We start from the raw sequence: 23,613 nt of genomic DNA, 5'->3' as shown, positions 1-23,613 counted from the left end.
GGCCGGGCGACGGCCCCCCCCCCCCCCCTCGCCCGGGTGGCGGAGCCCACCATGTGGGCAGTGCCGCGCCACAGCGCCCCGATGCCGCGCACCAGGGGATTCGGGCGTGGTTGAGGAGCCGGTCGGCTGGCTCTGCTGGAGCCGGATCGGGTGCTGGTGGTCTTCTTGTTGCTTCCGGACGACCGCGAACTCGACGACGCCCGGGCGCGCTGCTGGGAGCTCGACTGGGCGTTGCTGCGGGACCGCGGTGGGGAAGACGCGCGGGTCGCCATGGGCGCCAGCCTAGTTCATCGTCCTCGACGGGCTAAGCCTCCACGCCGCTCCGGGGCTTAAGAAGCCCCATGAAGCTTCCAGGACCTCTGGGCGGGGCAGCCCATGGCGCCGCGGGAGCGCGCCCCGGTCCGTACAGCCAGTGCGGATCCTGCCCCGGCAGCCCTGCCCAGTGCGCCCGGTCAGTGGAAGTGGTCCCAGCCCTGACTCCCCTGCCACGGAAGACCGTCCACCAGGACTCGTGGGGCCTCGTCGGCCTCCCGGCCCCTCACCCGCCCCAGCACCTGCCAGTCATCCGGAACGGTTCCAGGCTCGAAACAGGCCGCCAGGGCATGGTCCTCACCACCGGTCAGCACGAAGACCATCGGGTCCTTGCCGGTGGCGCTGGCCACCGCCATCACCGGATCCGGAATGTCGAGCCGCGCCCGGTCGATGTCGATCACCACGTCGCTGGCATCGGCGATGTGGCCGAGGTCGGCCAGCAGCCCGTCGGAGACGTCGAGCATCGCCGTGGCCCCGGCCAGGGCTGCCTGACGACCGGCACCGTAGGGCACTTGGGGACACCGCTGGGACTCCACCGCGGCGCGCGGCGCCCGGAACCCGCGAGCCAGGACCGCCAGACCTGCGGCTGCCCATCCGAGTCGCCCCTTGACGGCGACCACCTGACCGGGGCGGGCCCCGGAGCGCAGCACGGGGGAACGACCCTCGGTCTGGCCCACCACCGTCACGCAGATGCTGATGTCGCGAGCCCTCGTGGTATCACCGCCCACCAGGCAGATGCCCGCTCGATCGGCCTCCTCCCGGACACCCGTGGAGAACTCGCGCAGCCACTGGGCCGCTGTGTCCCCCGGTGCTGCCAGCGCCAGGACCATGGAGACCGGGCTGGCCCCCATCGCCTCCAGATCTGCCACGTTGACGGCCACGGCCTTGCGTCCAATGCTGTGCGGATCGCTCCATTCGGTCTTGAAGTGGACGCCTTCCACCAGCAGGTCTGTGCTGACGACGGCCGAACCGTTGATCAGGAAGACGGCGCCGTCATCACCCGGCCCGACGCTGACCGCGCTCGACATGGTCAGTCCCCGGGTCACCCGGTCGATCGCGACGAACTCGCCCAGTTGGTCCAGGGTTTCCGCGTCGCGGTCACGACGACTGGCGCCAGTGCGCCCGGTGGTAGCGTCCATGGCCATTACGCTATCGACCCCCGCCCCGAAGGCAAGGAGAAGACCCATGGTGAAGGCCTATGTGCTCGTGCAGTCCAGCGTCGGCAAGATTCCGCAGGTGGCCGCGGCCCTGAGGGAGATGCCTGCGACGGTCAGCTGCGACGACGTGACGGGCCCCTATGACGTGATCGTCCAGGTGCAGGTGGACTCGGTGGAGCACCTCGGTCACCTCGTGGCTGCGGAGATCCAGACCATCGAGGGGATCACTCGCACCGTCACCTGCCCGGTGGTGAACTACTGAACAGACCGACGTGCGAGGCGCCGGGTCAACGCAGACCCGTGGCCCTCTCCAGCGCCAACTGCACCAGGTCGTCCACCAGGTCCGGGTAGTCCAGACCCGTCGCAGCCCACATCACGGGGAACATGGAACTCGGGGTGAAACCGGGCATCGTGTTGATCTCGTTGAGCAGGACCTCACCGTCGGGGGTCACGAAGCAGTCGACACGGGCCAGTCCCTCGCACCCGGCGGCCTCGAAGGCATCCCGCGCGATCTCCTGCACCCTCTGGCGCACCGCGGGATCGACATCGGCCGGCGAGCTGAGCTGCACCGAGGATTCGTCGATGTACTTGGCATTGAAGTCGTAGAAGTCGTGGCCACCGGTGACGACGATCTCACCGAGCTCGGACACCCTGGGTTCCGAGAAGTCGTGCCCCTGCAGCACGCCGCACTCGATCTCCCGGCCATCGATGCCCTGTTCCACGATCACCTTGGGATCGTGCCGACGGGCCTCCTCGATCGCCGCGGCCAGCTCACCGGGCGTGTCGACCCGGCTGATGCCGAAGCTCGACCCTGCTCGGCAGGGCTTCACGAAGACGGGGAACTGCAGCTTCTCGACCCGCGCCAATGCGGCTCGCGCGTCATTGCGCCACTGCCGGTCCGTGACCACCTCGTAGGGACCGACCGGCAGCCCCGCCGATTCGAAGACCACCTTCATGTAGTGCTTGTCCATCATCACTGCGCTGGCGAGCACGCCGCAGCCCACATAGTGCAGGTCGGCCAGCTCGAACAGCCCCTGCAGGGTGCCGTCCTCACCGAAGGGTCCGTGCACCAGGGGGAACACGACGTCGACGGCCCCCAGCACGGAGGGCACAGTGCCACTCTCGAAGCTGTGCAGGATGCTGTCCCCGGCCTTCAACGGCACGACGACCTCGGCCGAACCGGCAGGAACCTCAGGCGTGTTGGAAGGGGTCAGCCGCAGCGGCTCCGGATCGTCGGGGACGACCACCCACTGCCCCTCACGGGTGATCCCGATGGGCAGCACGTCGTAGCGCTCGCGGTCCATCGCGGTCAGCACGCTGGCGGCCGTCGAGCAGCTCACCGGGTGCTCCTCGGACCGGCCACCGAAGACGACGGCAACCCGGATCCTTCGCTCACCGCCCTCGGGGCGTTCGACGGACTCCTGCTGCACGCTGGTGGACGGCTCGGTCATTGACTTCCTCACTCGACGGGACGGACCACAACACTAGGCCCTAGACGATCCCCGGCTGAACCGGCGGCACTACGCCACCCTCATCCGGCATCCGCGTGGTGCCCTTCGGCACCCGAGTCTTCTTGCGGACGTCATAGCGATCCTCGGGCGCGGTCTCTCCCCGCAGCTCCGCCACCAGGTCCGTGATGGCATTGAGCATCCGCTCCGTCGCGATGCGTACCGCCGCATGCCGATCCGGGTGGTCGTAGAGGTCCGAGAGATCCAGCGGATCTCCCACCTTCACCTGCACCGTGGGACGCGGGAAGAACTTGGGGACTCCCACCTTCTTGCCCGGAAGGATCTGCTGGGCTCCCCACTGCCCCACCGGGATCACGGTGCAGCGCGTCTCAAGCGCAACTCGGGCGGCACCGGTGCGGCCCGTCATCGGCCAGCCGTCCGGGTCTGTTCCCACCGTTCCCTCCGGATAGATCACCACCAGTTCGCCGTCGACAATCGCCTGACGGGCTGCCTGAAGGGAGTCACCGGCCCTTGACGTGTTCCGCTCGACGGGAATCTGGCGGCAGCCCCTGGCGAAGAAGCCGACGACCGGGACCTTCCACAGCTCCGACTTTCCCAGGAATCGGGGCCATCGCCCGGACCAGATCAAGGCCTCCCCCAGGACGATCGGATCGTAGTTGCTGATGTGGTTGGCCACCACCAGCGCGCCCCCGGTGCTCGGGATCTTTTCCTGGTGCTGGTAGTCGCGGGAGGTGAAGGTCTTGTTCACGCCATGGACCAACCTGCCCAGGAAGCGGTAGGCGGGCTCCCCGGCCTTCATGTCGGCAGTACGCCTGCCAGAGGTCTCGACCCTCTCGACTCCGTCGTGTTCCACGTCCTCAACTCCTGCGGTCGCTGCCGGTGATGTGCGAGTCCACGCTAGTCCATCGGCCGGATGACGACGCCTAGGATCTCTGGCATGAGTTCCCACACCGAGCCCGCCGGCGCGCTTTTCGTCGCCACCGTCGTGACGCAGCTGGCCGATCGATTCGAGTTGCTCCTGGATGACGGGACGCGACAGACGATCCTGGCCAGCCTGTCCGCCGATGCCCGCCAACTGGAGCGCGGCCAGCGGGTGCTGGTGGACATGACCACGACCCCACCCGTCGTCACCGTTGCTGCCATGCCGTTGGCGATCCACGGCGCCCTGCTCGACGACTGAGCCGCCTCCGGCGTGTCCGGTGCAGGCCGGAGGCGGCGGTACGGCCATGACAAAGGGGCGGGGTGACCATGCTGGTCCACCTCGCCCCTGTCTGGTTGCCCCCACCAGGGAGGCTGTGCCTTCTGCTGCGTGACTCGTGCCTTCACTGCGCCGGTGTGGGGCCGGCGCAGGGTCAGCGCTTGTCCGCAGCGTCCTGCACGCGCTTCTTGAAGTCCGTCCCGGGACGGAATCGCGGAAGGTCCATCGCCTCGGCCTGCTTGCGCTCGCCGGTGCGGGGATTGCGGACGACGCGCGCCTCGCGGTGCAGCACCTCGAAGACGCCGAATCCGGTGATCGAGACCTTGCCGGTGTTCGCAACCTCGGTGGCGATGGTGTCGACAACGGCGTTCAGCGCACGGGTCGCCACGGCCTTGTTTCCCTCGAAGTGCCCCTTGGCCAACGAGTCGATGAGTTCTGCCTTGTTCACGTGAACGTGCCTTTCGTGTTCCCCCGGCCCCCCAGCCGGCTGGACGTGATGCGGTTCGCATCGCGTGATTCCAAAGCTAGGTTGAACAAACGACCCACACCAAGCCCAAGGCCCAAACACGGTCCTTTGTTCAGCAAACGAAAAGCGTCCGCTTCTCCACAAGGAAAAGCGGACGCTTGGCGGTTTCGCGCGGCTGTTTCAGTCGGCGACGCGAGCCGGGAGGGTCCTTGGCTTGAAGTCCGGACGAGTGGACTCGAAGGCCTCGATCGCTGCCTCGTGACGCAGCGTCGAGCCGATGTCGTCGAGACCCTCCGACAGCCTGTGAGCAGTGTGGTCATCGATCTGGAAGGCGTGTGTCACGCCTGCGGCCGTGATGGTGCGGGCCGCCAGATCCACCACGAATGGGGCATTCGGGGACTCTTCCGCCCGGACCCAGAGCTGCTCGACGACGTCTTGGGAGACCGTGGCGATGAGCAGTCCGGACTTGCCGGCATTGGACCGGAAGATGTCGCCGAAACGCGAGCCGATGACCACCTTGAAACCGTAGTTCTGCAGCGCCCAGACGGCATGCTCGCGCGAACTGCCGGTGCCGAAGTCAGGACCCGCGACGAGGATGGTTCCCTGCTTCCACGGCTCCTTGTTGAGCACGAAGTCCGGGTCGGTGCGCCAGCCGCTGAACAGGCCGTCCTCGAAGCCGGTGCGCGTGATCCGCTTGAGGTAGACGGCGGGAATGATCTGGTCGGTGTCCACATTGGAACGGCGCAGCGGGACCGCGATGCCCGTGTGGGTGGTGAACTTCTCCATGTCAGTTCCTCTCAGGGACGAGGTCGGCAGGGGCGGCCAGGTGACCGGTGACGGCAGTGGCGGCAGCGACGGCCGGGCTCACCAGGTGCGTGCGACCACCCTTGCCCTGCCGCCCCTCAAAGTTGCGGTTGCTCGTGGAGGCGCAGCGCTCCCCCGGCGCCAGCTGGTCTGGGTTCATGCCAAGGCACATCGAGCACCCGGCGGCGCGCCACTCCGCGCCGGCGGCCAGGAAGACCTGGTCCAGCCCCTCGCTCTCTGCCTGCAGCCTCACCCGGGCCGAGCCCGGCACGACGAGCATCCGCATTCCGTCTGCAACGGTGCGTCCCCGTAGGACATCAGCCGCCAGTCGCAGGTCCTCGATCCGACCGTTCGTGCACGAACCGACGAAGACCGCATCCACCTGGACGTCGCGCATGGGCATTCCGGCCTTCAGGTCCATGTACTCCAGGGCACGTTCGGCTGCCCTGCGCTCGTCGGCATCGCTGAACTGCTCCGGATCCGGGACGGTCTGTCCCAAGGGCACACCCTGGCCAGGATTGGTACCCCATGTCACGAAGGGGGTCAGCTGGCTGGCATCGAGGTCGACCACCGTGTCGAAGACGGCATCGTCATCCGTGCGCAGGGTCTTCCAGTACTCGACGGCCGCGTCCCACTCGGCGCCCTGCGGGGCATGTGGACGGCCCGACAGGTAGTCGAAGGTGGTCTGATCGGGCGCGACCATGCCCGCCTTCGCTCCCCACTCGATCGACATGTTGCAGATGGTCATCCGCCCTTCCATCGACATGTTCTCGATGGTGCTGCCGCGGTACTCCACCACATGTCCCTGACCACCACCGGTTCCGACCTTTGCGATCAGGGCCAGGACGACGTCCTTTGCGGTGACGCCCTCGGGCAGGTCCCCATTGATGTTGACCGCCATCGTCCGAGGCCGGGCCTGCGGCAAGGTCTGGGTGGCCAGGACGTGCTCCACCTCGGAGGTGCCGATGCCGAAGGCCAGGGCACCGAAAGCGCCGTGGGTGGCGGTGTGGGAGTCGCCGCAGACGATCGTCATACCCGGCTGGGTGATGCCAAGCTGCGGACCGATGATGTGCACGACGCCTTGGTCCTTGTCCCCCAGGGAGTGCAGGCGGATCCCGAACTCGGCTGCATTCTTGCGCAGGGTCTCCACCTGGAGGCGCGAGACGGGGTCGGCGATCGGCTTGTCGATGTCCAGGGTCGGCGTGTTGTGGTCCTCGGTGGCGAGTGTGAGGTCGGGACGTCGCACCGGACGCCCGGCCAGACGGAGCCCGTCGAAGGCCTGGGGGCTGGTCACCTCGTGGACGAGGTGCAGGTCGATGTACAGCAGGTCAGGCTCATTGTCGGCCGCGCGTACGACGTGCGCTTCCCACACCTTCTCGCTGAGTGTCTTGCCCATCGCTCCTCTTCCTGATCTGCTGTTGACACCGGGACATCCGCTGATGGCAACGGGGCTTGCTTCGGACGCCTCCCAGTATGGCATTGCAATATCAAAGTGCGAGACGCTATTCTCATAGTATGGACGATTCAAGTGGCGTCGGAGTACTCGACAAGGCAGCCCTCGTGCTGGGAGCTCTCGAGACAGGACCGACCACCCTCGCCGGACTCGTCAGTGCCACTGGCCTGGCCCGCCCCACTGCCCACCGCCTGGCCGTGGCGCTGGAGCACCACCGGCTGGTGGGACGCGACCTGCAGGGGCGCTTCGTCCTGGGGCCCCGACTGACCGAACTGGCTGCGGCGGCGGGCGAGGACCGACTGCTGGCGACTGCCGGGCCGATCCTGGCGCGACTGCGCGACATCACGGGCGAATCAGCGCAGCTCTTCCGCCGCCAGGGGGACATCCGGGTGTGCGCCGCCGTTGCCGAGCGCCCGTCCGGACTGCGCGACACCATCCCCGTCGGATCGCAGCTCACCATGACCGCCGGCTCCGCCGCCCAGGTCCTGCTGGCCTGGGACGAGCCGGACCGTCTCCAGCGGGGCCTCAACTCCTCCGCCTTCTCCGCCGTCGCCCTGGCCACCGTTCGACGCCGTGGCTGGGCGCAGTCCGTGGCTGAGCGGGAGCCGGGCGTTGCCTCCGTCAGCGCCCCGGTGCGCTCCCCCAGCGGCAAGGTGCTGGCAGCCGTCAGCGTCTCGGGCCCGATCGAGCGCCTCAGCCGTCAACCTGGCCGGCTCCATGCCCCGGCCGTGATGGCTGCAGCGGAACGACTCTCCGAGGTCCTGCGTCGCAGCGGCTCCAACGAGTGAGGACGGGGCGCCCCTCCCCTCGAGCGAGGAGCGCCCATCATCCTGGAATCTCGGAAGGCCCGTTGGGAGCACACGCTCCCAACGGGCCTTCGTCATGCCTGAGAGCCGGCACACCACGGGCCCGTCGAACCACAGGCGAGAACACAAAGAGGCCTGGATCCCGATGGATCCAGGCCTCTTGTTCGTTGTAGCCCCGACGGGATTCGAACCCGCGCTACCGCCTTGAGAGGGCGGCGTGCTAGGCCGCTACACAACGGGGCCCCAGCATTGCTTCCGAGTTTTTCGCTCGGGAGCGTTGAAAGCTTAGTGGAAACTGCCGTGAGCGGCAAATCCTGCTTTCAGCAGGGGTACCAGGACTCGAACCTGGACTAAAGGAACCAGAAACCTTCGGGCTGCCAATTACCCCATACCCCTTCACTGCGCCTTGGCATTTTCAGCGGCGCAACGAGGTAGAACACTACCGGAGAAGCCGGCACCATGCAAAATCGGGACGGCAACAGCGGTCGCCGGTCAGCCGGCCGTCACGCTCGGCGTGCGCGTGGCCAGGTGCATCCGACGAGAGATCCACCATGCGATGGCTGCGAACAGGGCGAAGCCCAACAGATCACTGGCCGCATCTGCCCATCCGATCGCCTGGAGTGCCCTGGCCTGGGCGATCCCGCCGGAGAAGGCCGCCCACCCGAATGCGAAGACGTTGTTGGCCACATGGCAGGCGATCCCCGCCTCCAGGCCCCCTGTCCAGACCACCAGCGCACCAGCCAAGAGACCGAAGCCGAAACGATCCACGAAGAGCGGGACATTCTGCACGCCGTGGAAGAGGGCAAAGACGAGTGCGGAGAGGACGACCCCCACCCAGGTGCTCACTCTGGGTGAGAGCTTGGCCCCGTCGGCAATCGAACCGAAGGCCTGCAGGAGGTAGCCGCGGAAGAAGAACTCCTCCCCCGCTGCCTGGAGCGGCGCGGTCAGGAGCACGACACAGATCCACAGCCACACCTGGGGCTGCGGACTGGCTCGCCACGGGGTCCCGAGCTGCCCGAGGAGCAATACGGCGTTGAGCACCACCGCCGCCACGGGCAGGCAGATGACCAAATACCGCCATCGCATCCCCGGCTGCACCGACATGCCCCATTCGACGGCCCGTCCGTGCACCCAGCGCACCAGTCCCAGCGAGATCACGATCAGCATGGCCAACCCGAGGTGGGCCCCAATCAGTCCCGGCAGACGGTGGAAGGCCAGCGCCTCGCCCTGATAGGTGGCCAAATCCTCTGGACGCCCGGAGGCGAACCACCCGCCCCAGATGACCAGCTGCGCCACCAGGGGCACCACCAGGGCATAGAGGGAAATGGCCATCAGGATGCCGAAGCCGGCGCGCAGGCCCTGCTGCCCCGATCCCGTCAACACGCGTGCGAAGTCCACCCCGGGTGGGGGCGGATCCGTCTGGTTGACCAGCGGCCCCTCGGAGATGTCGACGACGGCGGGCCTGTTCCGGCCGGCGCTGCGGCTCACTCCTCGTCCACGACGGGATTGCACAGCTCGCCGATCTCCTCGATCGCCACCCGGACCCGCTGACCGGGCTGCACGGGGCCGACGCCAGCTGGCGTTCCGGTGAGGATGACGTCTCCCGGGAGCAGGGTCGTGAACTCACTGATGTGGCTCACCAGTTCGGCGATGCTGCGCACCATCAGGCGGGTCGAGTCGTCCTGCCTGACCTCCTCGTCGTCGGGAGTCCGCTGGTCGGCGACCGTGGTGGTGATCTGGAGGTCACCAGCCTCTTCCAAGGTGAGGTGCGTCACGACCCAGGGTCCGAGCGGGCAGAAGGTGTCCCACCCCTTGGCGCGCGCCCACTGACCGTCGGAGGCCTGCAGGTCTCGTGCAGTGATGTCATTCGCGATGGTGTAGCCGAAGATGACCTCCTGGACCCGTTCGATCGGGACCTGCTTGCAGATGCGGCCGATCACCACCGCCAGCTCCCCCTCGTGGTGCAGGTCCTTGGTGGCCGACGGACGCACGATCGGCTCATCGGGGCCAATCACTGCGGTATTCGGCTTGAAGAAGACCAAGGGCGTCTCGGGAACCGAATTGCCCATCTCCTGCGCGTGGGCAACATAGTTGCGACCAACGCCCACCACCTTGCTGCGCGGGATCACGGGCGCCAGAAGGCGCACGTCCTCGAGCGAGTGCCGCTCGCCGGTGTAGTTCACCGGCCCGGCCAAGGGGTCTCCGGTGATGGCGGCCACCGTGTCCGGGTGCTCTCCACCGTCGGCGGCGAGTTCGACGAGGCCGAACTGCGGTTCGGCTCCAGCAAGGGCGTAACGAGCAATGCGCATGTGACGAGGATATCCGCAGCCCCCGTCCCGGCCATGACATTGCCACCGCGAGGAGCGCTGCACCGTGCCACCTGCGATACTCGTGCCCATGGCTACCGAATTCACCGCCCAGGCCTACAGCGCCGTGGAACTCATCCGCATCAAGCGCGACGGCGGCCCACTGGACGATGCCCAGATCACGTGGCTCATCGAGGCCTACACCGACGGGCACGTCGCCGATGAGCAGATGTCCGCCATGGCCATGGCCATCCTCTTCCGCGGGCTCGACGACCGGGAACTGGCCACCTGGACGCAGGCCATGATCGACACCGGGGTCCGGCTCGACTTCTCCGGCCTGAACCGCCCCACCTCGGACAAGCACTCGACCGGCGGGGTCGGCGACAAGATCACGCTACCTCTCGCCCCGCTCGTCGCAGCCTGTGGAGTGGCAGTGCCCCAGCTCTCCGGACGCGGACTGGGCCACACGGGCGGCACCCTGGACAAGATGGAGTCCATCCCGGGATGGCGCGCGAGCCTGAACAATGACGAGATGCTGCGACAGCTCGACGAGGTCGGGGCCGTCATCTGCGCCGCCGGGGATGGGCTGGCCCGCGCAGACAAGAAGCTCTACGCCCTGCGCGACGTGACCGGAACGGTGGAGGCCATCCCCCTGATTGCGAGCTCCATCATGAGCAAGAAGATCGCGGAGGGAACCGGGGCCCTGGTGCTCGACGTGAAGGTGGGTTCGGGGGCCTTCATGAAGGACCTCGCCGACGCCCGCGAGCTGGCCCATCGGATGGTGGCCCTCGGCAAGGCGGCTGATGTGAAGACGGTGGCCTTGCTCACCGACATGTCCACTCCGCTCGGGCTCACCGCAGGCAATGCCCTCGAGGTGAAGGAGTCCGTCGAGGTCCTCGCCGGTGGCGGCCCAGCCGACGTCGTCGAGCTGACCCTCGCCCTGGCCACCGAGATGCTGCGCGCCGCCGGTAGCGAGGCCGACCCGGAGAAGGCACTCAAGGATGGTTCCGCGATGGACGTGTGGCAGAGGATGGTCCGGGCGCAGGGGGGCGATCCTGACGCCGAACTGCCCGTCGCACGACACACCGATGACGTGCTGGCGGAGTCCGACGGCATCCTCACCACCCTGGACGCCATGGCGGTGGGTGTGGCGGCCTGGCGACTCGGAGCGGGACGTGCCCGCAAGGAGGATCCCGTGCAGGCGGGTGCCGGCATCGTGATGCACGCCAAGCCCGGCGACCGCGTGAGCAAGGGCCAGCCGCTGCTCACCCTGCACACCGATACCCCGGACGCTTTCGAACGCGCTCGCGAGGCCTTGGCCGGGGGAATCGAGATCGGAGAGCAGGCAGCCGAGCGCAGCCCGCTCCTGATCGACCGGATCGACTGATCCGTCACCGCGCTGCGGATGTGTCCCCGCCCTGGGGCCTCGACGCGGCAGGTGGACTCGGCCACAGCCTCTCCACCTGCCGTCCGTCGAGCTACCGTCAGCCGAGCCCGTGTCCCTTCATCAGGCCGTAGAAGTAGGCGTCGTTCAGCGCCTCCCAACTGGACTCGATGACATTCTCCCCCACGCCGATCGTGACCCAGGTCCGCACTCCGTCGGACATGTCCACCTGCGTCCTGGTGGTGGAATTGGCGCCCACGTGGTCGAGGATGCACACCTGGTAGTCCAGTAGTTGGAAACGCTGAACCTGCGGATATGCCTGCACCAGGACGCCGGACAGTGCATCGTCCAGGGCCGCCAGTGCACCAGCCCCCTGCCCCGCGGCCGTCTGGCTCTGTCCCGAGCCGGCGGAGTGGTGCACCACGATCTCCAGTTGGGCATGTGAATCCGTGACGTCCTCCGCGTCACCGATCTGGTGTTCCGTGAGCACCCGCCAGCCCGAGACCCCGAAGGGCGCCTCAAGATCACCCATGGCATCGCGCAGCAGGAGCTCGAAGCTGGCATCCGCAACGCCGTAGGTGTAGCCCATCGCCTCCCGACCCTGGAAGATCGGAAGGATGCGTTCCACCAGTTCCTCGTCGACGAGTTCGTAGCCCAGCGCCCGGGCCTTGTTCACCAGACGATCCCGATCGTCCCCACGGCTGTCGATTGGCCGCTCTCCATTGCCCACGGCGACAGGATCCACGTGGTGGTGGGAACGCGAGACCTTCTCCGGAGCCGGATCGTCAGGCCGATCGCGGGCCGCGATCCAGGTGAAGCTGGAGTTGCCCACATAGGGCTGACGCGGATCCATGACCTGCTGCGCGATCTCGGCCACGGCCGTCGCCACCGGGGTCATCTGCGCCAGCTGCTCCGACGTGACCAAGGGCCATCCGTACTTCAACTGGAGGTTGCCGAGCAAGATGGTGGTGTCGGCCATGCCGCCGCGCGGCCCGTAGCCATTGACGGCCCCCTGCACGTGAACAGCCCCCGCTTCGACTGCCGCCAGTGTGTTGGCCACCGCACATCCGGAGTCGTCATGGCAGTGGACGCCCAGGTCCACACCGATCGCGGCGGCCGCCGAGATGATGTCCCCCACCTGCCCCGGCAACATTCCTCCGTTCGTGTCGCACAGGACTGCTCTTCTCCCACCGGCCTCGGCAACGCGTCGCACGCACTCCAGCGCATAGTGCGGATCGCGCAGGTAGCCGTCGAAGAAGTGCTCCAGGTCCACCAGCACCTGCTTCCCCTCCGCGCGGAGGTGAGCGACGGTGGCGCCGAGCTGGTCCAGGTTCTGCGGTGGCGTCAGGTGCGCCGCTGTCAGGTGCTCCAGATCGCTGCGCACGACGACGCACACGTGGTCGGTGCCGACATCGCGCAGGGCCCCCAGCGCGGGATCATCCGCCACGGGGCGGCCCGGCGGCGCGATGGTGCCGAAGGCGACCAGCCGGGAGTTCTGCAGATCGAGCTGCGAGGCTGCCTCGAAGAAGTCGCGGTCGATCGTGTTCAGCCCGGGCCAACCCCCCTCGATGAAGTCGACCCCCAGGAGGTCCACCTGCTGGGCAATGCGGAGGCGATCGCCCAAGGACAGCCGAATACTCTCCTGGAGCGCCCCATCACGGAGCGTGCAGTCCAGGATCTCGAAGTGTTCGGGGGGCGGCGGCAGGGCATCAACGGGCGGGGTCACGTGGGGGTCCTCTCGGATCAGGTCTGTGAGCACCCCACGGCCAGGCCACCGGTCAGATCCCGACAGACCCAGCCGCCCCCGGCAGACGGGGGCGCTTCTTCTTGTGTGGAAAGAATCGCGTCAGCAGACGCGCACGGTCCAACCGTAGGGGTCATCGGCCCGTCCGTACTGGATGTCCACCAGCTGGCGTCGAATCTTCAGGGACCACGAGTCCGCCTGCTCCTGCAGCGTGTGCACCCTGTCCTGAACCTTGAGGCTGCGGATCGGCGTGACCACCGCGGCAGTTCCGCAGGCGAAGGCCTCCGTGATGGTGCCGTCCTCAATCCCGCTGAGCACCTCGTCCAGGGCCAGCCGGCGCTCAACGGGTTGCAGGCCCAGATCCGGCGCCAGGCGCAGGATCGAGTCACGCGTGATGCCGGGCAAGATGTTGCCGGTGAGCTCGGGAGTGACCAACTGCGCATCGTTGGTCACCACGAAGAAGTTCATGCCACCCAGCTCGTCGATGTGGGTGCGATCGGTCGCATCGAGGAAGAGGACCTGGCTGCAACCCTGCGCGTACGCCTCATTGGTGGCCTGCAGACTGGCAGCGTAGTTGCCGCCACACTTGGCAGCGCCCGTGCCGCCCGCGCCAGCGCGCGAGGAGTCCAGACTGACCCAGATGTCCACGGTGCTGACCCCACCCTTGAAGTAGCCACCCACCGGCGACGCGATCACGTGGTAGGACGCGGTCTGGGCCGCGCGCACCCCCAGGAAGACCTCGTGAGCGATGGTGAAGGGGCGCAGGTAGAGACTCTGTTCAGCACCGCCCGGCACCCAACGCTGGTCAACCTTGACCAGATCCACGATGCTGGCGACGAAGTCCTCGGTGGGCAGCGGGGGCAACGCCAGGCGTTCGGCGGAGCGCATCATGCGCTCGCCATTCGCTTCGGGACGGAAGAGCCAGATCGAGCCGTCGGATCGCCGGTAGGCTTTGAGGCCCTCGAAGATCTCCTGCGCATAGTGGAAGACGGCGCTGCCGGGGGTGAAGCTGAGATTGCCATAGCGTTCGATCCGCGCATCATGCCAGCCAGCATCCTTGGTCCAGGTGGCCCCCGCCATGTGCTCGGAGAAGTGGTCCCCGAAGCCGGGATTGGAGAGGATCTCGTCCAGGCGGGACTGGTCGGTGAGTTGCTGGTGGTCGCGGACCTCGAACTGGAGTGGCATGGCCGCAATCCTACGCTCGTCCTCATGGTGAGACAATCATCTCGCTCTATGGGATATCCCCCACTACCATCTGGGACATGACGAATGCGCCCTCTTCCGCCAAGCAGCCCACCCTTGCCGTGATTGGCGGCGACGGGATCGGACCGGAGGTGACCGCCGAGGCCATCAAGGTGCTCAAGGCCACCGTCGGCGACGACACCTTCTCCTTCGTCGAGCACGACCTCGGCGCCGATCGTTGGCTGCGCACTGGGGACGTGCTGCCCGACGAGGAGATCGAGGCACTCAAGCAGGCCGATGCGATCATCCTGGGTGCCATCGGTGCCGCACCGGGCTCCACCGAGGTGCCGTCGGGCCTGCTGGAACGAGGCATGCTGCTCAAGCTCCGCTTCGCCTTCGACCACGCGGTAAACCTGCGCCCCAGCAAGTACTACTCCGGCACCGCCTCTCCCCTGTCAGAGAGCGTCACCGGCAAGGGCCCCATCGACTTCATCGTCGTGCGAGAGGGCACCGAGGGCCTCTACTGCGGCAATGGTGGCGCCGTGCGCGTCGGCACGCCCCATGAGATCGCCACCGAGGTGAGCATCAACACCGCGTATGGTGTGGAGCGCGTCGTGCGAGCCGCCTTCGACCTGGCCATGACCCGGCGCAAGAAGCTCACCCTGGTCCACAAGCACAACGTGCTGGTCAACGCCGGTGGCCTGTGGCGTCGCATCGTCGAAGAGGTTGCCGCCGAATACCCGGAGGTCAAGCGCGACTACCTGCACATCGATGCCACCACCATCATGCTGCTCACCGATCCGCAGCGCTTCGACGTGATCGTCACCGACAATCTGTTCGGCGACATCATCACCGACGAGGCGGGCGCGGTGACGGGCGGCATCGGACTGGCCGCGAGCGCCAACATCAACCCCACCGGTGAGTTCCCCAGCATGTTCGAACCCGTCCACGGCTCGGCGCCCGACATCGCCGGCCAGGGGATCGCGGACCCCACGGCGGCCATCAGCTCCATGGTGCTGCTGCTCGACCACCTGGGCCGCCCCGCGGACGCGCGCCGGATCGAGGCGGCCGTCGAGGCCGACATCGCCTCGCGCGGCGACCAGAAGCGCTCCACCAGCGAGATCGGCGACGCCATCGCCGCCGCTGTGCGCGTCTGAGGCCCCCAGCACGACACCGTGAGTCAGTTTCCCACCGATGTCGGTGGGAAACTGACTCACGGTGTCACCGGAGATGCGACCACGCGGGAGGCACCACCGCGGGACGCCTCACGGGATGGCGCGCAGCGCCGCCACCGTGGCCACCGCCGCCGTCGCGGCCTCATGCCCCTTGTCCTCCGCAGAGCCCGGCAGCCCCGCGCGGTCCAGCGCCTGCTGCTCGTCATCGCAGGTGAGGACACCGAAGCCGACCGGCTTGCCGGTGCGCACGGTCACGTCGGTCAGCCCGATCGTGGCGCCCTGGCAGACGTAGTCGAAGTGTGGGGTCCCGCCGCGGATGACCACGCCGAGCGCAACCAGCGCGTCGAAGCGATCGGCCAGCGCGGAGCAGGCACCTGGTAGTTCGAAGGTGCCCGGCACGCGGACCAGGGTGACATCGGTCACGCCCGCCTCGGCCAGGCCGCGCTGGGCACCGTCGATGAGTCCGTCCATGACGGTGGTGTGCCAGCTGGCCGCCACGATCGCCACCTTCAGGTCGGGCGTGCTGACGGTGATGGTGGGTGCTCCTGCGCCGCTCATGCGGGTTCTCCATTCGGGTCGGTGGTGATGGTGGTCTTGCTCTGCGCAGCCAGCTCGGCGGGAAAGGCGTGACCCATCCGGTCGCGCTTGGTGGCCAGATAGGTGATGTTGTCGGCGCCGACGCCGGTGGCGCCGGACCGTAGCCCCCGGACATCGAGCCCGGCCTGCCGCAACGCGTCCAGTTTGTCCGGATTGTTGCTCAGCAACGTGATGCCGCCCACCCCCAGCGCGGTGAGGATGGCCGCCGCCGCCCCGTACTCCCGGTCGTCCACCGGGAGCCCCAGCTCAGTCTGGGCATCGACGGTGTCCACGCCACCATCCTGCAGGTGGTAGGCCCTCAGCTTGTTCAGCAGCCCGACGCCGCGCCCTTCGTGGCCACGCAGGTAGACCAGAACCCCGGGCTCCTGCCCCAGCAACTGCTGGGCGCGGCGGAGCTGGGGTCCGCAGTCACACCGCAGGGAAGCCAGGGCGTCACCGGTGAGGCACTCGGAGTGCATCCGCACCAGGTTCGAGCTGCCGATGCCCAGCGGGCTGATCATGGCGACGTGCTCCGCGCCCGTGAGCAGGTCACGGAAACCGATGGCCTCGAACCGCCCTGCCTGGGTGGGCAGCACCGTGCGGGCCACCTCCTCGACGCGGTCATGCACCTGCCGCCAGGCCACCAGATCGGCAATGGTCACCACGGGCAAGCCTTCCCGAGCCCCGAGCTCCACCACGGCCTCGGTGCGCATCATGGTGCCGTCGTCGTGCACCAGCTCGCCGATCACACCAACGGGCGAGAGCCCTGCCAGGCGGCACAGGTCCACGGTCGCCTCGGTGTGTCCACGTCGGGTCAGCACCCCACCGTCGCGGGCCCTGAGTGGAACCACATGCCCAGGGCGGTTGAAGTCAGCCGCAACCGCGGCAGGATCGGCCAGCAGGCGCACGGTGGTGGCCCGGTCATGGGCGCTGATGCCGGTGGTGGTTCCCCGAGCCGCGTCCACCGTGATGGTGTAGGCAGTCCGCAGGCTGTCCTCGCTGTGCTCCACCATCATCGGCAGGGCAAGCCGGTCCGCCCAGTCCTCGGGCATTGGGGCGCACAGGTAGCCGGAACTGTGCCGGATCGCCCAGGCGGTCCACTCGTCGGTGAGGGTCTGGCCCGCGGCAATGACGTCTCCCTCGTTCTCCCGGTCCACGTCATCCAGCACCAGGACCGGCCGGCCCTCGCGCATGGCCTGCAGGGCCTCCTCGATGGTGTTCACCGTTCCTCCTCCTGGCCCTTGGCGGCCAACATCTTCTCGACGTACTTGGCCAGCACGTCCACTTCCAGGTTCACGCGATCCCCCACCTGCTTGCTGCCCAGCGTGGTCAGTTCCAGCGTGGTGGGGATGAGCGAGACCTCGAAGAAGTCGTCGCCGATCGAACTGACGGTCAGGGAGACGCCGTCGACCGCGATGGACCCTTTCTCGACCACATGCCGTGCGAGTGCGGCGGGCAGTTCGAAGCGGACCACCTCCCAGCGTTCCCCCGGCGTGCGGGACAGGATTCGTGCGGTCCCGTCCACGTGCCCCTGCACGACATGCCCTCCGAAGCGGCCGTTCGCGGCCATGGCGCGTTCAAGGTTCACCGGGGAACCGGGTGCGAGTTCACCCAGACTCGACCGGCGCAGGCTCTCGGCCATCACGTCCACGGTGAAGGACTCGTCATCGTGTTCGACGACGGTGAGACAGACGCCATTGCAGCTGATCGAGGCACCGTGGCTGGCGTCGCTCACCACCAGCGGGCCCCGGATGCGCAGGACTGCGGACTCAGCGCCATGATCCACCTGGACCACGCTGCCGAGTTCCTCGACGATTCCTGTGAACATTCACTTCTCCTTGCTGTTGCCGTTGTCTGCGTGCGCCGGGCCTGCGGGTACTGCGCCTGCCTGCGCCGGGTCTGCGGGTACTGGGCCTCTCCCGGGGACCGCGAGCAGCAGGGCGATGTCCTGGCCGTGCCGCTCCACGTCCGTGATGCTGAGCCGAGCGATCTCGGCCATGGTGCCGATGCCCAGGTCGTCCACCGCGGGTCGCCCGGCACCGAGCAGCGCCGGGGCGATGCAGGCGATCACCTCGTCGATGACCCCGGCACGCCACCAGGCGGCGGCCAGCGTCGGCCCGCCCTCCAGCCAGACGTGGTGGATCCCCTCCTGGGCCAGCGCTCGCAGAACCGTCCGGGGATCCCGGGCAGAGAACTGCCGGAAGAGTCCGTCCGCGCCACGAACTCGCGCCTCGGCGGGAACTGGGCGCTCCCCCACCACGACGCGCAGGGGCTGGCGCGCGAGCTCGGCGCCGCGGGCGTCACGGGCCGTGAGTCGTGGGTCATCCTGCAGAACCGTGCCCGTTCCCACGACGACCGCGCCGCACAGCCCTCGGCGTTCGTGCATCGCCTGGCGCATGGCCTGCCCCGTGATCCACTGGCTGCTGCCATCGGCCGCGACGCTGCGCCCATCCAGGCTGGCGGCGAACTTCCAGGTCACCAGGGGCAGGCCGGTGCGGACCCGATGGTTCCAGCTGCGGTTCAGTGCCTCGCTGCGCGAAGCCAGGTCGGGGTCGATCGAGGCCATCCGCCGCACATCGATGCCCGAGGCCCGGAGATGGGCGGATCCTCCGCTGGCTTCGGGATTGGGGTCGTCCTGCGCGTACACGACCCGTCGGATTCCTGCCCGGACCAGCGCCTCGCTGCAGGGCCCGGTGCGGCCGGAGTGATTGCAGGGCTCCAGGGTGACCACGGCGGTGCATCCGTTGGCGCGGTGGCCGGCAACCGCCAGGGCCAACGCCTCCGCGTGGGGCGTTCCGGCCCCCTGGTGCCAACCCTCCGCGACAACCTCGCCCTGGGGGCCCAGCAGGACGCAGCCCACGCGGGGGTTGGGATCGGCCTCGATCCCGCGAGCGGCCAGTGCAAGGGCATGCCGCATGGCATCCCGCACGGCCTCGACTGGTGGCTCTTCCATCACGCTCCCTGGTTCGGCATCCTCGCCGTGCACCGGGGCGTCGGGCGCGCCGCAACGCACCCATCACCGCGCAGTCACCACCGCGCGGTACCGGCCCGTCACCGACGTAGGTCACTCGAGAAGCATCAGACGCGAGGCATGATCCGCGACGAATCACGCCCGCTGCGCGAGCGACCGGACGTCCATGGACGAACCGACGTGTTTCCTCCCATCCGGACTTTCACCGTCGGTCCTGGAATTCCACCAGGTCAACCGTCAGCTGGATGCGGACGGGTCGCGGACTGTCACCGCCGGTTCGGACTTGCACCGACCCCGGAACACGTTGGCATCCATAGTGCCACGACCTGGGCACTGCTGCCCAGACCGTGGACACGCCTCTGGCTGGACCCTTGTCCGCCCAATGTGGCTGGCGGCCGGCAGCAGGCCTACTTCCCATCCCCAGAGGGCCAGGGGTTCGGCTTGCACCCGTCGATCCGCTTGCTCTGCTGCATCATCACCGGCGCATTGCGGCCGGGGGCAGGACAACCCACATGGCCCTTGCCGATGAAGTGCCCCACCTCGTGGTTCACCAGATAGGCGCGGTAGGCAGTGAGATCCGAGTAGGTGGGCGTCATGTACAGCCAGCGATCGCTGTTCAGGAGGACATTCGTGCCCGCCTGACAGCTCCAGGTCATCCTGACGTCCAGGGGGCACATCTTCTGGACGGTGCCCGGTGAGGCAAGCAGGATCGCGAAGTTGGCCTTGGCCGGATCCTTGACCAGTTCGAAGGAGTGCCCCTCGCGGCCGGACCAACCCCGCGGGTCGTTGAGGACGGCTGCGACCTGCTTGGCCGTGGTGGTGACGTCCAGGCCGGTCCCGTCCTCCACCTTGACCACATAGCGATGGACGCGGGCCGTCTGCTTCCTCGGCGGAGCCACCAGCGGTGCCACCTGCCAGGTTCCCTTGCCCTTGAGACCGGTGCGCACCAGACCATCGGCGTCAGCACTTGGGCCCGGTCGGGGGCTGGGCGTCGTGACGCGGCTGGGTGTGGGGGTGGTTCGTGCCGTGGGGGTGGCCGTGGGGCTCTGGCTCGGCTCGGGACCAGGGGCTGCACTGTCCTGCCCATCCGATCCCGTCGAGCCGCACCCACGCAGCAGTGAACCGATCAGTGCGAGCGCCACCGCCGCGGCAATGACCAGAACGGCGATGGAGGCGACACGCCGACCCCGTGGGGTCAGTCGGACTGCTGGGCGCTTCCAGGGTGGTTCGGTCACGGGAGACACCTTACGATGACGACGGAAGAGAACCCCAGCCCTGCCATCAGGCCTTCTCAGGTCCTGGTGGACCGACGGCAGTCTCACGAGCTGACTGCGGGCCCCACGGTGGGGAGCAGCTGTCAGAATCACCCGGGTGAGCACATCCGAGGTGGTTCCTGCGCTGGTCAGCCAAGCATTGCAACAATGCCTGCGAACCGGCTTCCTGGAGACCACCCGCAACGAGACCGGGCGCCTGCTGGCGGTGCTGGCCGCCAGCCGGCATGGCGTGGTGGCCGAAGCAGCCACGGGAAGCGGCGTGGGCGTCGCCTGGCTGCGCAGCGGCGCGCCCGAGGGTACTCACGTCGTCTGCGTGGAGCGAGACCTGCCGACCGCCGAACGTGCACGCAAGACCTTCGCCGGGTGCGACGTGGAGGTGCTCGACGGTGGATGCGAGAGCCTTCGCTCGCGCTCCCCGTTCTCCCTGCTGTACATGAACCGCGCCACCGCAAGCATGGTCGACAGGGACCTGGCCTGGAGCCTTGTCGAGCCGGGCGGCCTGGTGGTCATCGACGACTTCGAGCCGAGCGGACAGTGGTCCACCCAAGAACTGCACGAGACGCTCAGCGATCCCCTGCTGCACGCTTGGCTCACCGACGACCGATTCACCTCGACCGAGACGCATCTGGCGGCCGACCTCAGCGTCTTGGTCGCGGCTCGCCGCTGAACGTGGCTGGTCGCCTGGCTCGGCAGCACCCCGGGACGCGACGCGCAGGTTCATGACCTGCCCAGGAAGCCCCTCCACTGCGGCACTTCTGCTTTCGCCTGAGCTGCTCCGAGATCGTGTGCCTCCCGAAGCCGTGCGATCTGGCGTTCCTGGTTGTCAATCTTCATGTGCGTGGGGCGGAAGACATAGGCGCGGCCCTGGGCCTCCAGCTCGGCCAGCTCGTCCAGCGTCCGGTTGTAGTTCTCGGCGCGCTGCAGCAGCGCACGGGCGATCTGCGGATAGCGGCGAAAGACCAGGTCATAGGCCCTGGGCAGGCGGGCGGGAGCCTTGCGATATCCCGCTCCTCGGGTCAGGACGACGAAGAACTTCTCGTAACCCGCGGCCTTCGCTGCATCGAGTGCGATCCCACCGCTGGGGCCGAGCGCACCATCGCACCACGGTTCCCCCTCGATCTGGACGATGGGCATCAGGCCGGGCATCGTGGACGAGGCCCGGATCCGCTTGGCCAGGGCGAGCATGTCCGGCATGTCGTCCTTGGTCCAGTAGACATGCTCCCCTGTGCGTGCGTTGAATCCACCGACGTTCAACGTGATCGGATTGGCCTTGAAGAAGTCCCAGTCCATCGGCAGTGGTTGGTCGGGAGCGCCCGTGCGCTCGTAGATGAACTCGGAGTTGAACAGGCCCTTGCCGCGAACCCAGGTGCGCCAGCTGCCGAATTCGGGCTCGAGCACGATGTCGACGAAACTCTGCTCAGCGCGTGGGGCATCGCGCAGCACATAGTTCAAGCTGTTGGAGGACCCTGCGGAGATCCCGGCCACGAAGTCGAAGTAGAGCTCCTGGGCCAGCAGCTCCTGGACGACGGCGCAGGTGTAGGCGGCGCGCATGCCACCGCCCTCGAAGATGAGGGCGGTGTCGGTGATGTTGGATTCCATGACCTCAGGCACGCCTGCCAGTCTAGGAGCCCAACCAATGGCTCAGTGGCCTGTCCGCTGCCGTTGCAGCAGGGTGTTCAGGGTGGCCGCCGCGGTCTCGGGATCCGCGACGGTGATGTACATCGGCGGCTTTCCTGCCTGGTGGACCAGCAGGGTAGGTGCCTGGGCGGTGACCAGGCCCCTGCCGCCGTCGAAGAGGGCGCCGCGCAGCCCGTAGCCACCGAAGTCACCCATCGGGCTGACGGTCCTGCCCACCTCGGCGTAGACGATGGTCTCCAGCGGAATGTTGACCCAGCGGATCGGGCCGACCGTACGCAGGCCGCGGGAGTCGATGGTGATCCGGGCGAACATCATCTGGAAGGGCACCACGACCACCAGCAGGGTGGCCGCCATGGCGATCGCTCCGCCGACATTGCCCAGGGCCGCAAAGAGCACCACCATGGCAATGAGCGGCAGGCAGGCCAACCCGAAGAACCAGTAGACGGCCTTGCCCCGCACGAGAGGGCCGGTCCAGGCGAAGCGGCCATTGCTGGGCCCGATGACGGTGGGCACACCGACAGGCAGCACCGTGGAGGCCGGGACCACGACATTGGGCGCACGAGTGCCCAACCAGACCAGGCCACCCACGACCAGCGCCGCCGCGGCTCCCACAGCAGCGCTCCACCACTCGTCGCCGACCTGCTCGGTCGTCAGACCCCGCTGCATCCACGTACCGCCGAAGAACACACATGCCAGGAAGGCGGCCATGCCGGCGGTCACCGGCGCCATGCTGCGGGCCTGCTTGAGCGCGGCACCCAGGCCGAGCATGGGCAACGTCAGGCCCAGCGTGATCGCCAGATGCTGCCCCACCACCTGGTTGAGCGGGGTGAAACCGTCGGGTCTGCCGTCGGCTCCCCAGTGGGTGGCCACCGGGTCCGGCAGCTGCTCGCGGACACTGAGCACCAGCGCAGCCCCGCCGACGGCGCAGGCCAGAGTCACCAGAGCCGGCAGCCAGTAGACCCGGGCCGGAGGATGGTCGACGAATTCCACGGTGTTGGCGGTGCCGTTCATGCTCGTCGACCTTCCAGCAGCTCGACGACGTGCTCGTGCGCCAGCCCCAGCCGCCCCGCCTCGGCCAGCAGCTCGTCGGCCATCAGGTGGAGGTTGACCAGGCCGGGATCGTCGGCGATCACCACCGCTCCCCTGCCGCGCCGCAGCTCGATCAGCCCCTCGTCGCGCAGGGTCTGGTAGGCACGCAGCACGGTGTGCAGGTTGATCTCCAGCGAGGCGGCCAGTTCCTTGGCGGAAGGCAGCTTCTCTCCCCGCACCAGAGTGCGGTCGACGATGCTGCGCCGCACCTGGGTGGCGAGCTGCTCGAACAGCGGCGTCGGCGACGCCGGGTCCACGGTCCACAACATAGTTCTATTGTTGCTAGAAAAAGGGTCACATTCAACCGGAAACGCACGAAGCCCCTCCCGCGCGGTGGGCGGATTCTTGTGGTCCTCGCAACACCTGTTGGTCTAGGTGGGTATTAGATCACGCAGACGCTCGGCTGGGTTCGCCCAGTCGAGCGTCTTGCGTGGTCGGCCGTTGAGGCGCTGGGCAACCAGCTCGAGGTCTTCAGAACTGTGGACGGACAGGTCGGTGCCCTTGGGGAAGTACTGGCGCAGCAGCCCGTTGATGCTTCTATGTCAAGCCGCCGGAGCGAGCTGAGTGATTTGATGGGTCCAGGTCGCCCGGTCGGCGAGCATCGCTCTG

At 67.8% G+C, this 23,613-nt stretch carries 24 protein-coding genes, 2 tRNA genes, 1 pseudogene and 1 riboswitch; of the genes and pseudogenes, 6 read left to right on the top strand and 21 right to left on the bottom strand.

Annotated features, from left to right (window positions below):
- Nucleotides 1–452 precede the first annotated feature (452 nt).
- The gene (locus ACTQ49_RS14005) at nucleotides 453–1,451 is read right to left on the bottom strand and encodes a thiamine-phosphate kinase (protein WP_441828454.1); all 999 of its coding nucleotides are present in this window, start codon (nucleotides 1,449–1,451) and stop codon (nucleotides 453–455) included.
- A gap of 46 nt (nucleotides 1,452–1,497) precedes the next feature.
- Between ACTQ49_RS14005 and ACTQ49_RS14000 the strand changes: the two genes are divergently transcribed.
- Nucleotides 1,498–1,731: an Lrp/AsnC family transcriptional regulator gene (locus tag ACTQ49_RS14000; RefSeq protein WP_441828453.1), complete on the top strand. Its 234-nt coding sequence runs from the start codon at nucleotides 1,498–1,500 to the stop codon at nucleotides 1,729–1,731.
- A gap of 25 nt (nucleotides 1,732–1,756) precedes the next feature.
- On the opposite strand, the gene ACTQ49_RS13995 is transcribed toward ACTQ49_RS14000, so the two are convergent.
- Both ACTQ49_RS13995 and ACTQ49_RS13990 read right to left on the bottom strand, forming a co-directional pair.
- A complete protein-coding gene (locus tag ACTQ49_RS13995) occupies nucleotides 1,757–2,920 on the bottom strand; it encodes a D-alanine--D-alanine ligase family protein (protein WP_441828452.1) in 1,164 nt (387 codons plus the stop codon).
- Between the two features lie 40 nt (nucleotides 2,921–2,960).
- A complete protein-coding gene (locus tag ACTQ49_RS13990; protein ID WP_441828451.1) occupies nucleotides 2,961–3,791 on the bottom strand; it encodes a lysophospholipid acyltransferase family protein in 831 nt (276 codons plus the stop codon).
- An 84-nt stretch (nucleotides 3,792–3,875) separates the two neighbouring features.
- Between ACTQ49_RS13990 and ACTQ49_RS13985 the strand changes: the two genes are divergently transcribed.
- Nucleotides 3,876–4,118, top strand: coding sequence for a hypothetical protein (locus ACTQ49_RS13985; RefSeq protein WP_441828450.1), 243 nt, complete (start codon nucleotides 3,876–3,878; stop codon nucleotides 4,116–4,118).
- A 172-nt stretch (nucleotides 4,119–4,290) separates the two neighbouring features.
- On the opposite strand, the gene ACTQ49_RS13980 is transcribed toward ACTQ49_RS13985, so the two are convergent.
- From ACTQ49_RS13980 to leuC, 3 genes are all read right to left on the bottom strand, one after another.
- A complete protein-coding gene (locus ACTQ49_RS13980) occupies nucleotides 4,291–4,584 on the bottom strand; it encodes an HU family DNA-binding protein (protein WP_441828449.1) in 294 nt (97 codons plus the stop codon).
- Between the two features lie 198 nt (nucleotides 4,585–4,782).
- The gene (gene leuD, locus ACTQ49_RS13975) at nucleotides 4,783–5,388 is read right to left on the bottom strand and encodes a 3-isopropylmalate dehydratase small subunit (RefSeq protein ID WP_441828448.1); all 606 of its coding nucleotides are present in this window, start codon (nucleotides 5,386–5,388) and stop codon (nucleotides 4,783–4,785) included.
- Nucleotide 5,389: 1 nt separating this feature from the next.
- Nucleotides 5,390–6,802, bottom strand: coding sequence for a 3-isopropylmalate dehydratase large subunit (gene leuC / locus ACTQ49_RS13970; protein WP_441828447.1), 1,413 nt, complete (start codon nucleotides 6,800–6,802; stop codon nucleotides 5,390–5,392).
- Between the two features lie 119 nt (nucleotides 6,803–6,921).
- Between leuC and ACTQ49_RS13965 the strand changes: the two genes are divergently transcribed.
- Nucleotides 6,922–7,647, top strand: coding sequence for an IclR family transcriptional regulator (locus tag ACTQ49_RS13965; protein WP_441828446.1), 726 nt, complete (start codon nucleotides 6,922–6,924; stop codon nucleotides 7,645–7,647).
- A 188-nt stretch (nucleotides 7,648–7,835) separates the two neighbouring features.
- Here the strand turns inward: ACTQ49_RS13965 and ACTQ49_RS13960 are convergent.
- The 4 genes from ACTQ49_RS13960 to ACTQ49_RS13945 form a co-directional block, all read right to left on the bottom strand.
- Nucleotides 7,836–7,908: transfer RNA gene (locus tag ACTQ49_RS13960), tRNA-Glu, on the bottom strand.
- Between the two features lie 81 nt (nucleotides 7,909–7,989).
- Nucleotides 7,990–8,061: transfer RNA gene (locus ACTQ49_RS13955), tRNA-Gln, on the bottom strand.
- A gap of 96 nt (nucleotides 8,062–8,157) precedes the next feature.
- The gene (locus ACTQ49_RS13950) at nucleotides 8,158–9,153 is read right to left on the bottom strand and encodes a CPBP family intramembrane glutamic endopeptidase (RefSeq protein WP_441828445.1); all 996 of its coding nucleotides are present in this window, start codon (nucleotides 9,151–9,153) and stop codon (nucleotides 8,158–8,160) included.
- Nucleotides 9,150–9,974, bottom strand: coding sequence for a fumarylacetoacetate hydrolase family protein (locus ACTQ49_RS13945; RefSeq protein ID WP_441828444.1), 825 nt, complete (start codon nucleotides 9,972–9,974; stop codon nucleotides 9,150–9,152). The genes ACTQ49_RS13950 and ACTQ49_RS13945 overlap by 4 nt, the downstream gene beginning before the upstream one ends.
- An 88-nt stretch (nucleotides 9,975–10,062) precedes the next feature.
- Between ACTQ49_RS13945 and ACTQ49_RS13940 the strand changes: the two genes are divergently transcribed.
- Entirely contained in the window at nucleotides 10,063–11,358 is a 1,296-nt protein-coding gene (locus ACTQ49_RS13940; protein WP_441828443.1) for a thymidine phosphorylase, read from the top strand.
- 97 nt (nucleotides 11,359–11,455) lie between these two features.
- On the opposite strand, the gene ACTQ49_RS13935 is transcribed toward ACTQ49_RS13940, so the two are convergent.
- Together ACTQ49_RS13935 and ACTQ49_RS13930 are read right to left on the bottom strand one after the other, a co-directional pair.
- Nucleotides 11,456–13,081 carry an alpha-isopropylmalate synthase regulatory domain-containing protein gene (locus ACTQ49_RS13935; protein WP_441828442.1) on the bottom strand — a complete coding sequence of 542 codons (1,626 nt, stop codon included), beginning with the start codon at nucleotides 13,079–13,081 and terminating at the stop codon, nucleotides 11,456–11,458.
- Nucleotides 13,082–13,201: 120 nt separating this feature from the next.
- Entirely contained in the window at nucleotides 13,202–14,284 is a 1,083-nt protein-coding gene (locus tag ACTQ49_RS13930) for a branched-chain amino acid aminotransferase (protein WP_441828441.1), read from the bottom strand.
- 77 nt (nucleotides 14,285–14,361) lie between these two features.
- On the opposite strand from ACTQ49_RS13930, the gene ACTQ49_RS13925 reads away from it, so the two are divergent.
- Complete coding sequence (locus tag ACTQ49_RS13925; RefSeq protein ID WP_441828440.1) at nucleotides 14,362–15,438, top strand: 3-isopropylmalate dehydrogenase; 1,077 nt, start codon at nucleotides 14,362–14,364, stop codon at nucleotides 15,436–15,438.
- A gap of 108 nt (nucleotides 15,439–15,546) precedes the next feature.
- Here ACTQ49_RS13925 and ribH read toward each other — a convergent pair whose 3' ends face one another.
- The 5 genes from ribH to ACTQ49_RS13900 all read right to left on the bottom strand — a co-directional run bounded on the left by ribH (nucleotide 15,547) and on the right by ACTQ49_RS13900 (nucleotide 20,238).
- Entirely contained in the window at nucleotides 15,547–16,014 is a 468-nt protein-coding gene (gene ribH / locus ACTQ49_RS13920) for a 6,7-dimethyl-8-ribityllumazine synthase (RefSeq protein ID WP_441828439.1), read from the bottom strand.
- Nucleotides 16,011–17,255, bottom strand: a complete 1,245-nt coding sequence (ribB, locus tag ACTQ49_RS13915; protein WP_441828438.1) for a 3,4-dihydroxy-2-butanone-4-phosphate synthase — start codon at nucleotides 17,253–17,255, stop codon at nucleotides 16,011–16,013. The genes ribH and ribB overlap by 4 nt, the downstream gene beginning before the upstream one ends.
- Nucleotides 17,252–17,860 (bottom strand): riboflavin synthase, encoded by a 609-nt coding sequence (locus ACTQ49_RS13910; protein WP_441828437.1) that lies wholly within the window; start codon nucleotides 17,858–17,860, stop codon nucleotides 17,252–17,254. The genes ribB and ACTQ49_RS13910 overlap by 4 nt, the downstream gene beginning before the upstream one ends.
- A complete protein-coding gene (gene ribD / locus ACTQ49_RS13905) occupies nucleotides 17,861–18,985 on the bottom strand; it encodes a bifunctional diaminohydroxyphosphoribosylaminopyrimidine deaminase/5-amino-6-(5-phosphoribosylamino)uracil reductase RibD (protein ID WP_441828436.1) in 1,125 nt (374 codons plus the stop codon).
- A 194-nt stretch (nucleotides 18,986–19,179) separates the two neighbouring features.
- A riboswitch (FMN riboswitch) is annotated at nucleotides 19,180–19,310 on the bottom strand.
- Between the two features lie 100 nt (nucleotides 19,311–19,410).
- A complete protein-coding gene (locus tag ACTQ49_RS13900) occupies nucleotides 19,411–20,238 on the bottom strand; it encodes a DUF3152 domain-containing protein (protein WP_441828435.1) in 828 nt (275 codons plus the stop codon).
- A 136-nt stretch (nucleotides 20,239–20,374) separates the two neighbouring features.
- Between ACTQ49_RS13900 and ACTQ49_RS13895 the strand changes: the two genes are divergently transcribed.
- Nucleotides 20,375–20,944, top strand: coding sequence for an O-methyltransferase (locus ACTQ49_RS13895; RefSeq protein ID WP_441828434.1), 570 nt, complete (start codon nucleotides 20,375–20,377; stop codon nucleotides 20,942–20,944).
- 50 nt (nucleotides 20,945–20,994) lie between these two features.
- Here the strand turns inward: ACTQ49_RS13895 and ACTQ49_RS13890 are convergent, their stop codons facing one another.
- From ACTQ49_RS13890 to ACTQ49_RS13875, 4 genes and pseudogenes are all read right to left on the bottom strand, one after another.
- On the bottom strand, nucleotides 20,995–21,888 hold the full coding sequence (locus ACTQ49_RS13890) for a patatin-like phospholipase family protein (RefSeq protein WP_441828433.1): 894 nt from the start codon (nucleotides 21,886–21,888) through the stop codon (nucleotides 20,995–20,997).
- A gap of 30 nt (nucleotides 21,889–21,918) precedes the next feature.
- Complete coding sequence (locus ACTQ49_RS13885; RefSeq protein WP_441828432.1) at nucleotides 21,919–22,926, bottom strand: DUF1648 domain-containing protein; 1,008 nt, start codon at nucleotides 22,924–22,926, stop codon at nucleotides 21,919–21,921.
- On the bottom strand, nucleotides 22,923–23,273 hold the full coding sequence (locus ACTQ49_RS13880; RefSeq protein WP_441828431.1) for a GntR family transcriptional regulator: 351 nt from the start codon (nucleotides 23,271–23,273) through the stop codon (nucleotides 22,923–22,925). The genes ACTQ49_RS13885 and ACTQ49_RS13880 overlap by 4 nt, the downstream gene beginning before the upstream one ends.
- A 102-nt stretch (nucleotides 23,274–23,375) precedes the next feature.
- Nucleotides 23,376–23,546, bottom strand: a pseudogene (locus ACTQ49_RS13875) (IS30 family transposase); the annotation flags it as partial.
- Nucleotides 23,547–23,613: the final 67 nt, after the last annotated feature.

The sequence above is a fragment of the Luteococcus sp. Sow4_B9 genome (assembly GCF_052116585.1).
GTDB lineage: Bacteria > Actinomycetota > Actinomycetes > Propionibacteriales > Propionibacteriaceae > Luteococcus.
Note: the sequence above shows the minus strand (reverse complement) of the source record. Positions and strands in the feature narration are given on the sequence as shown.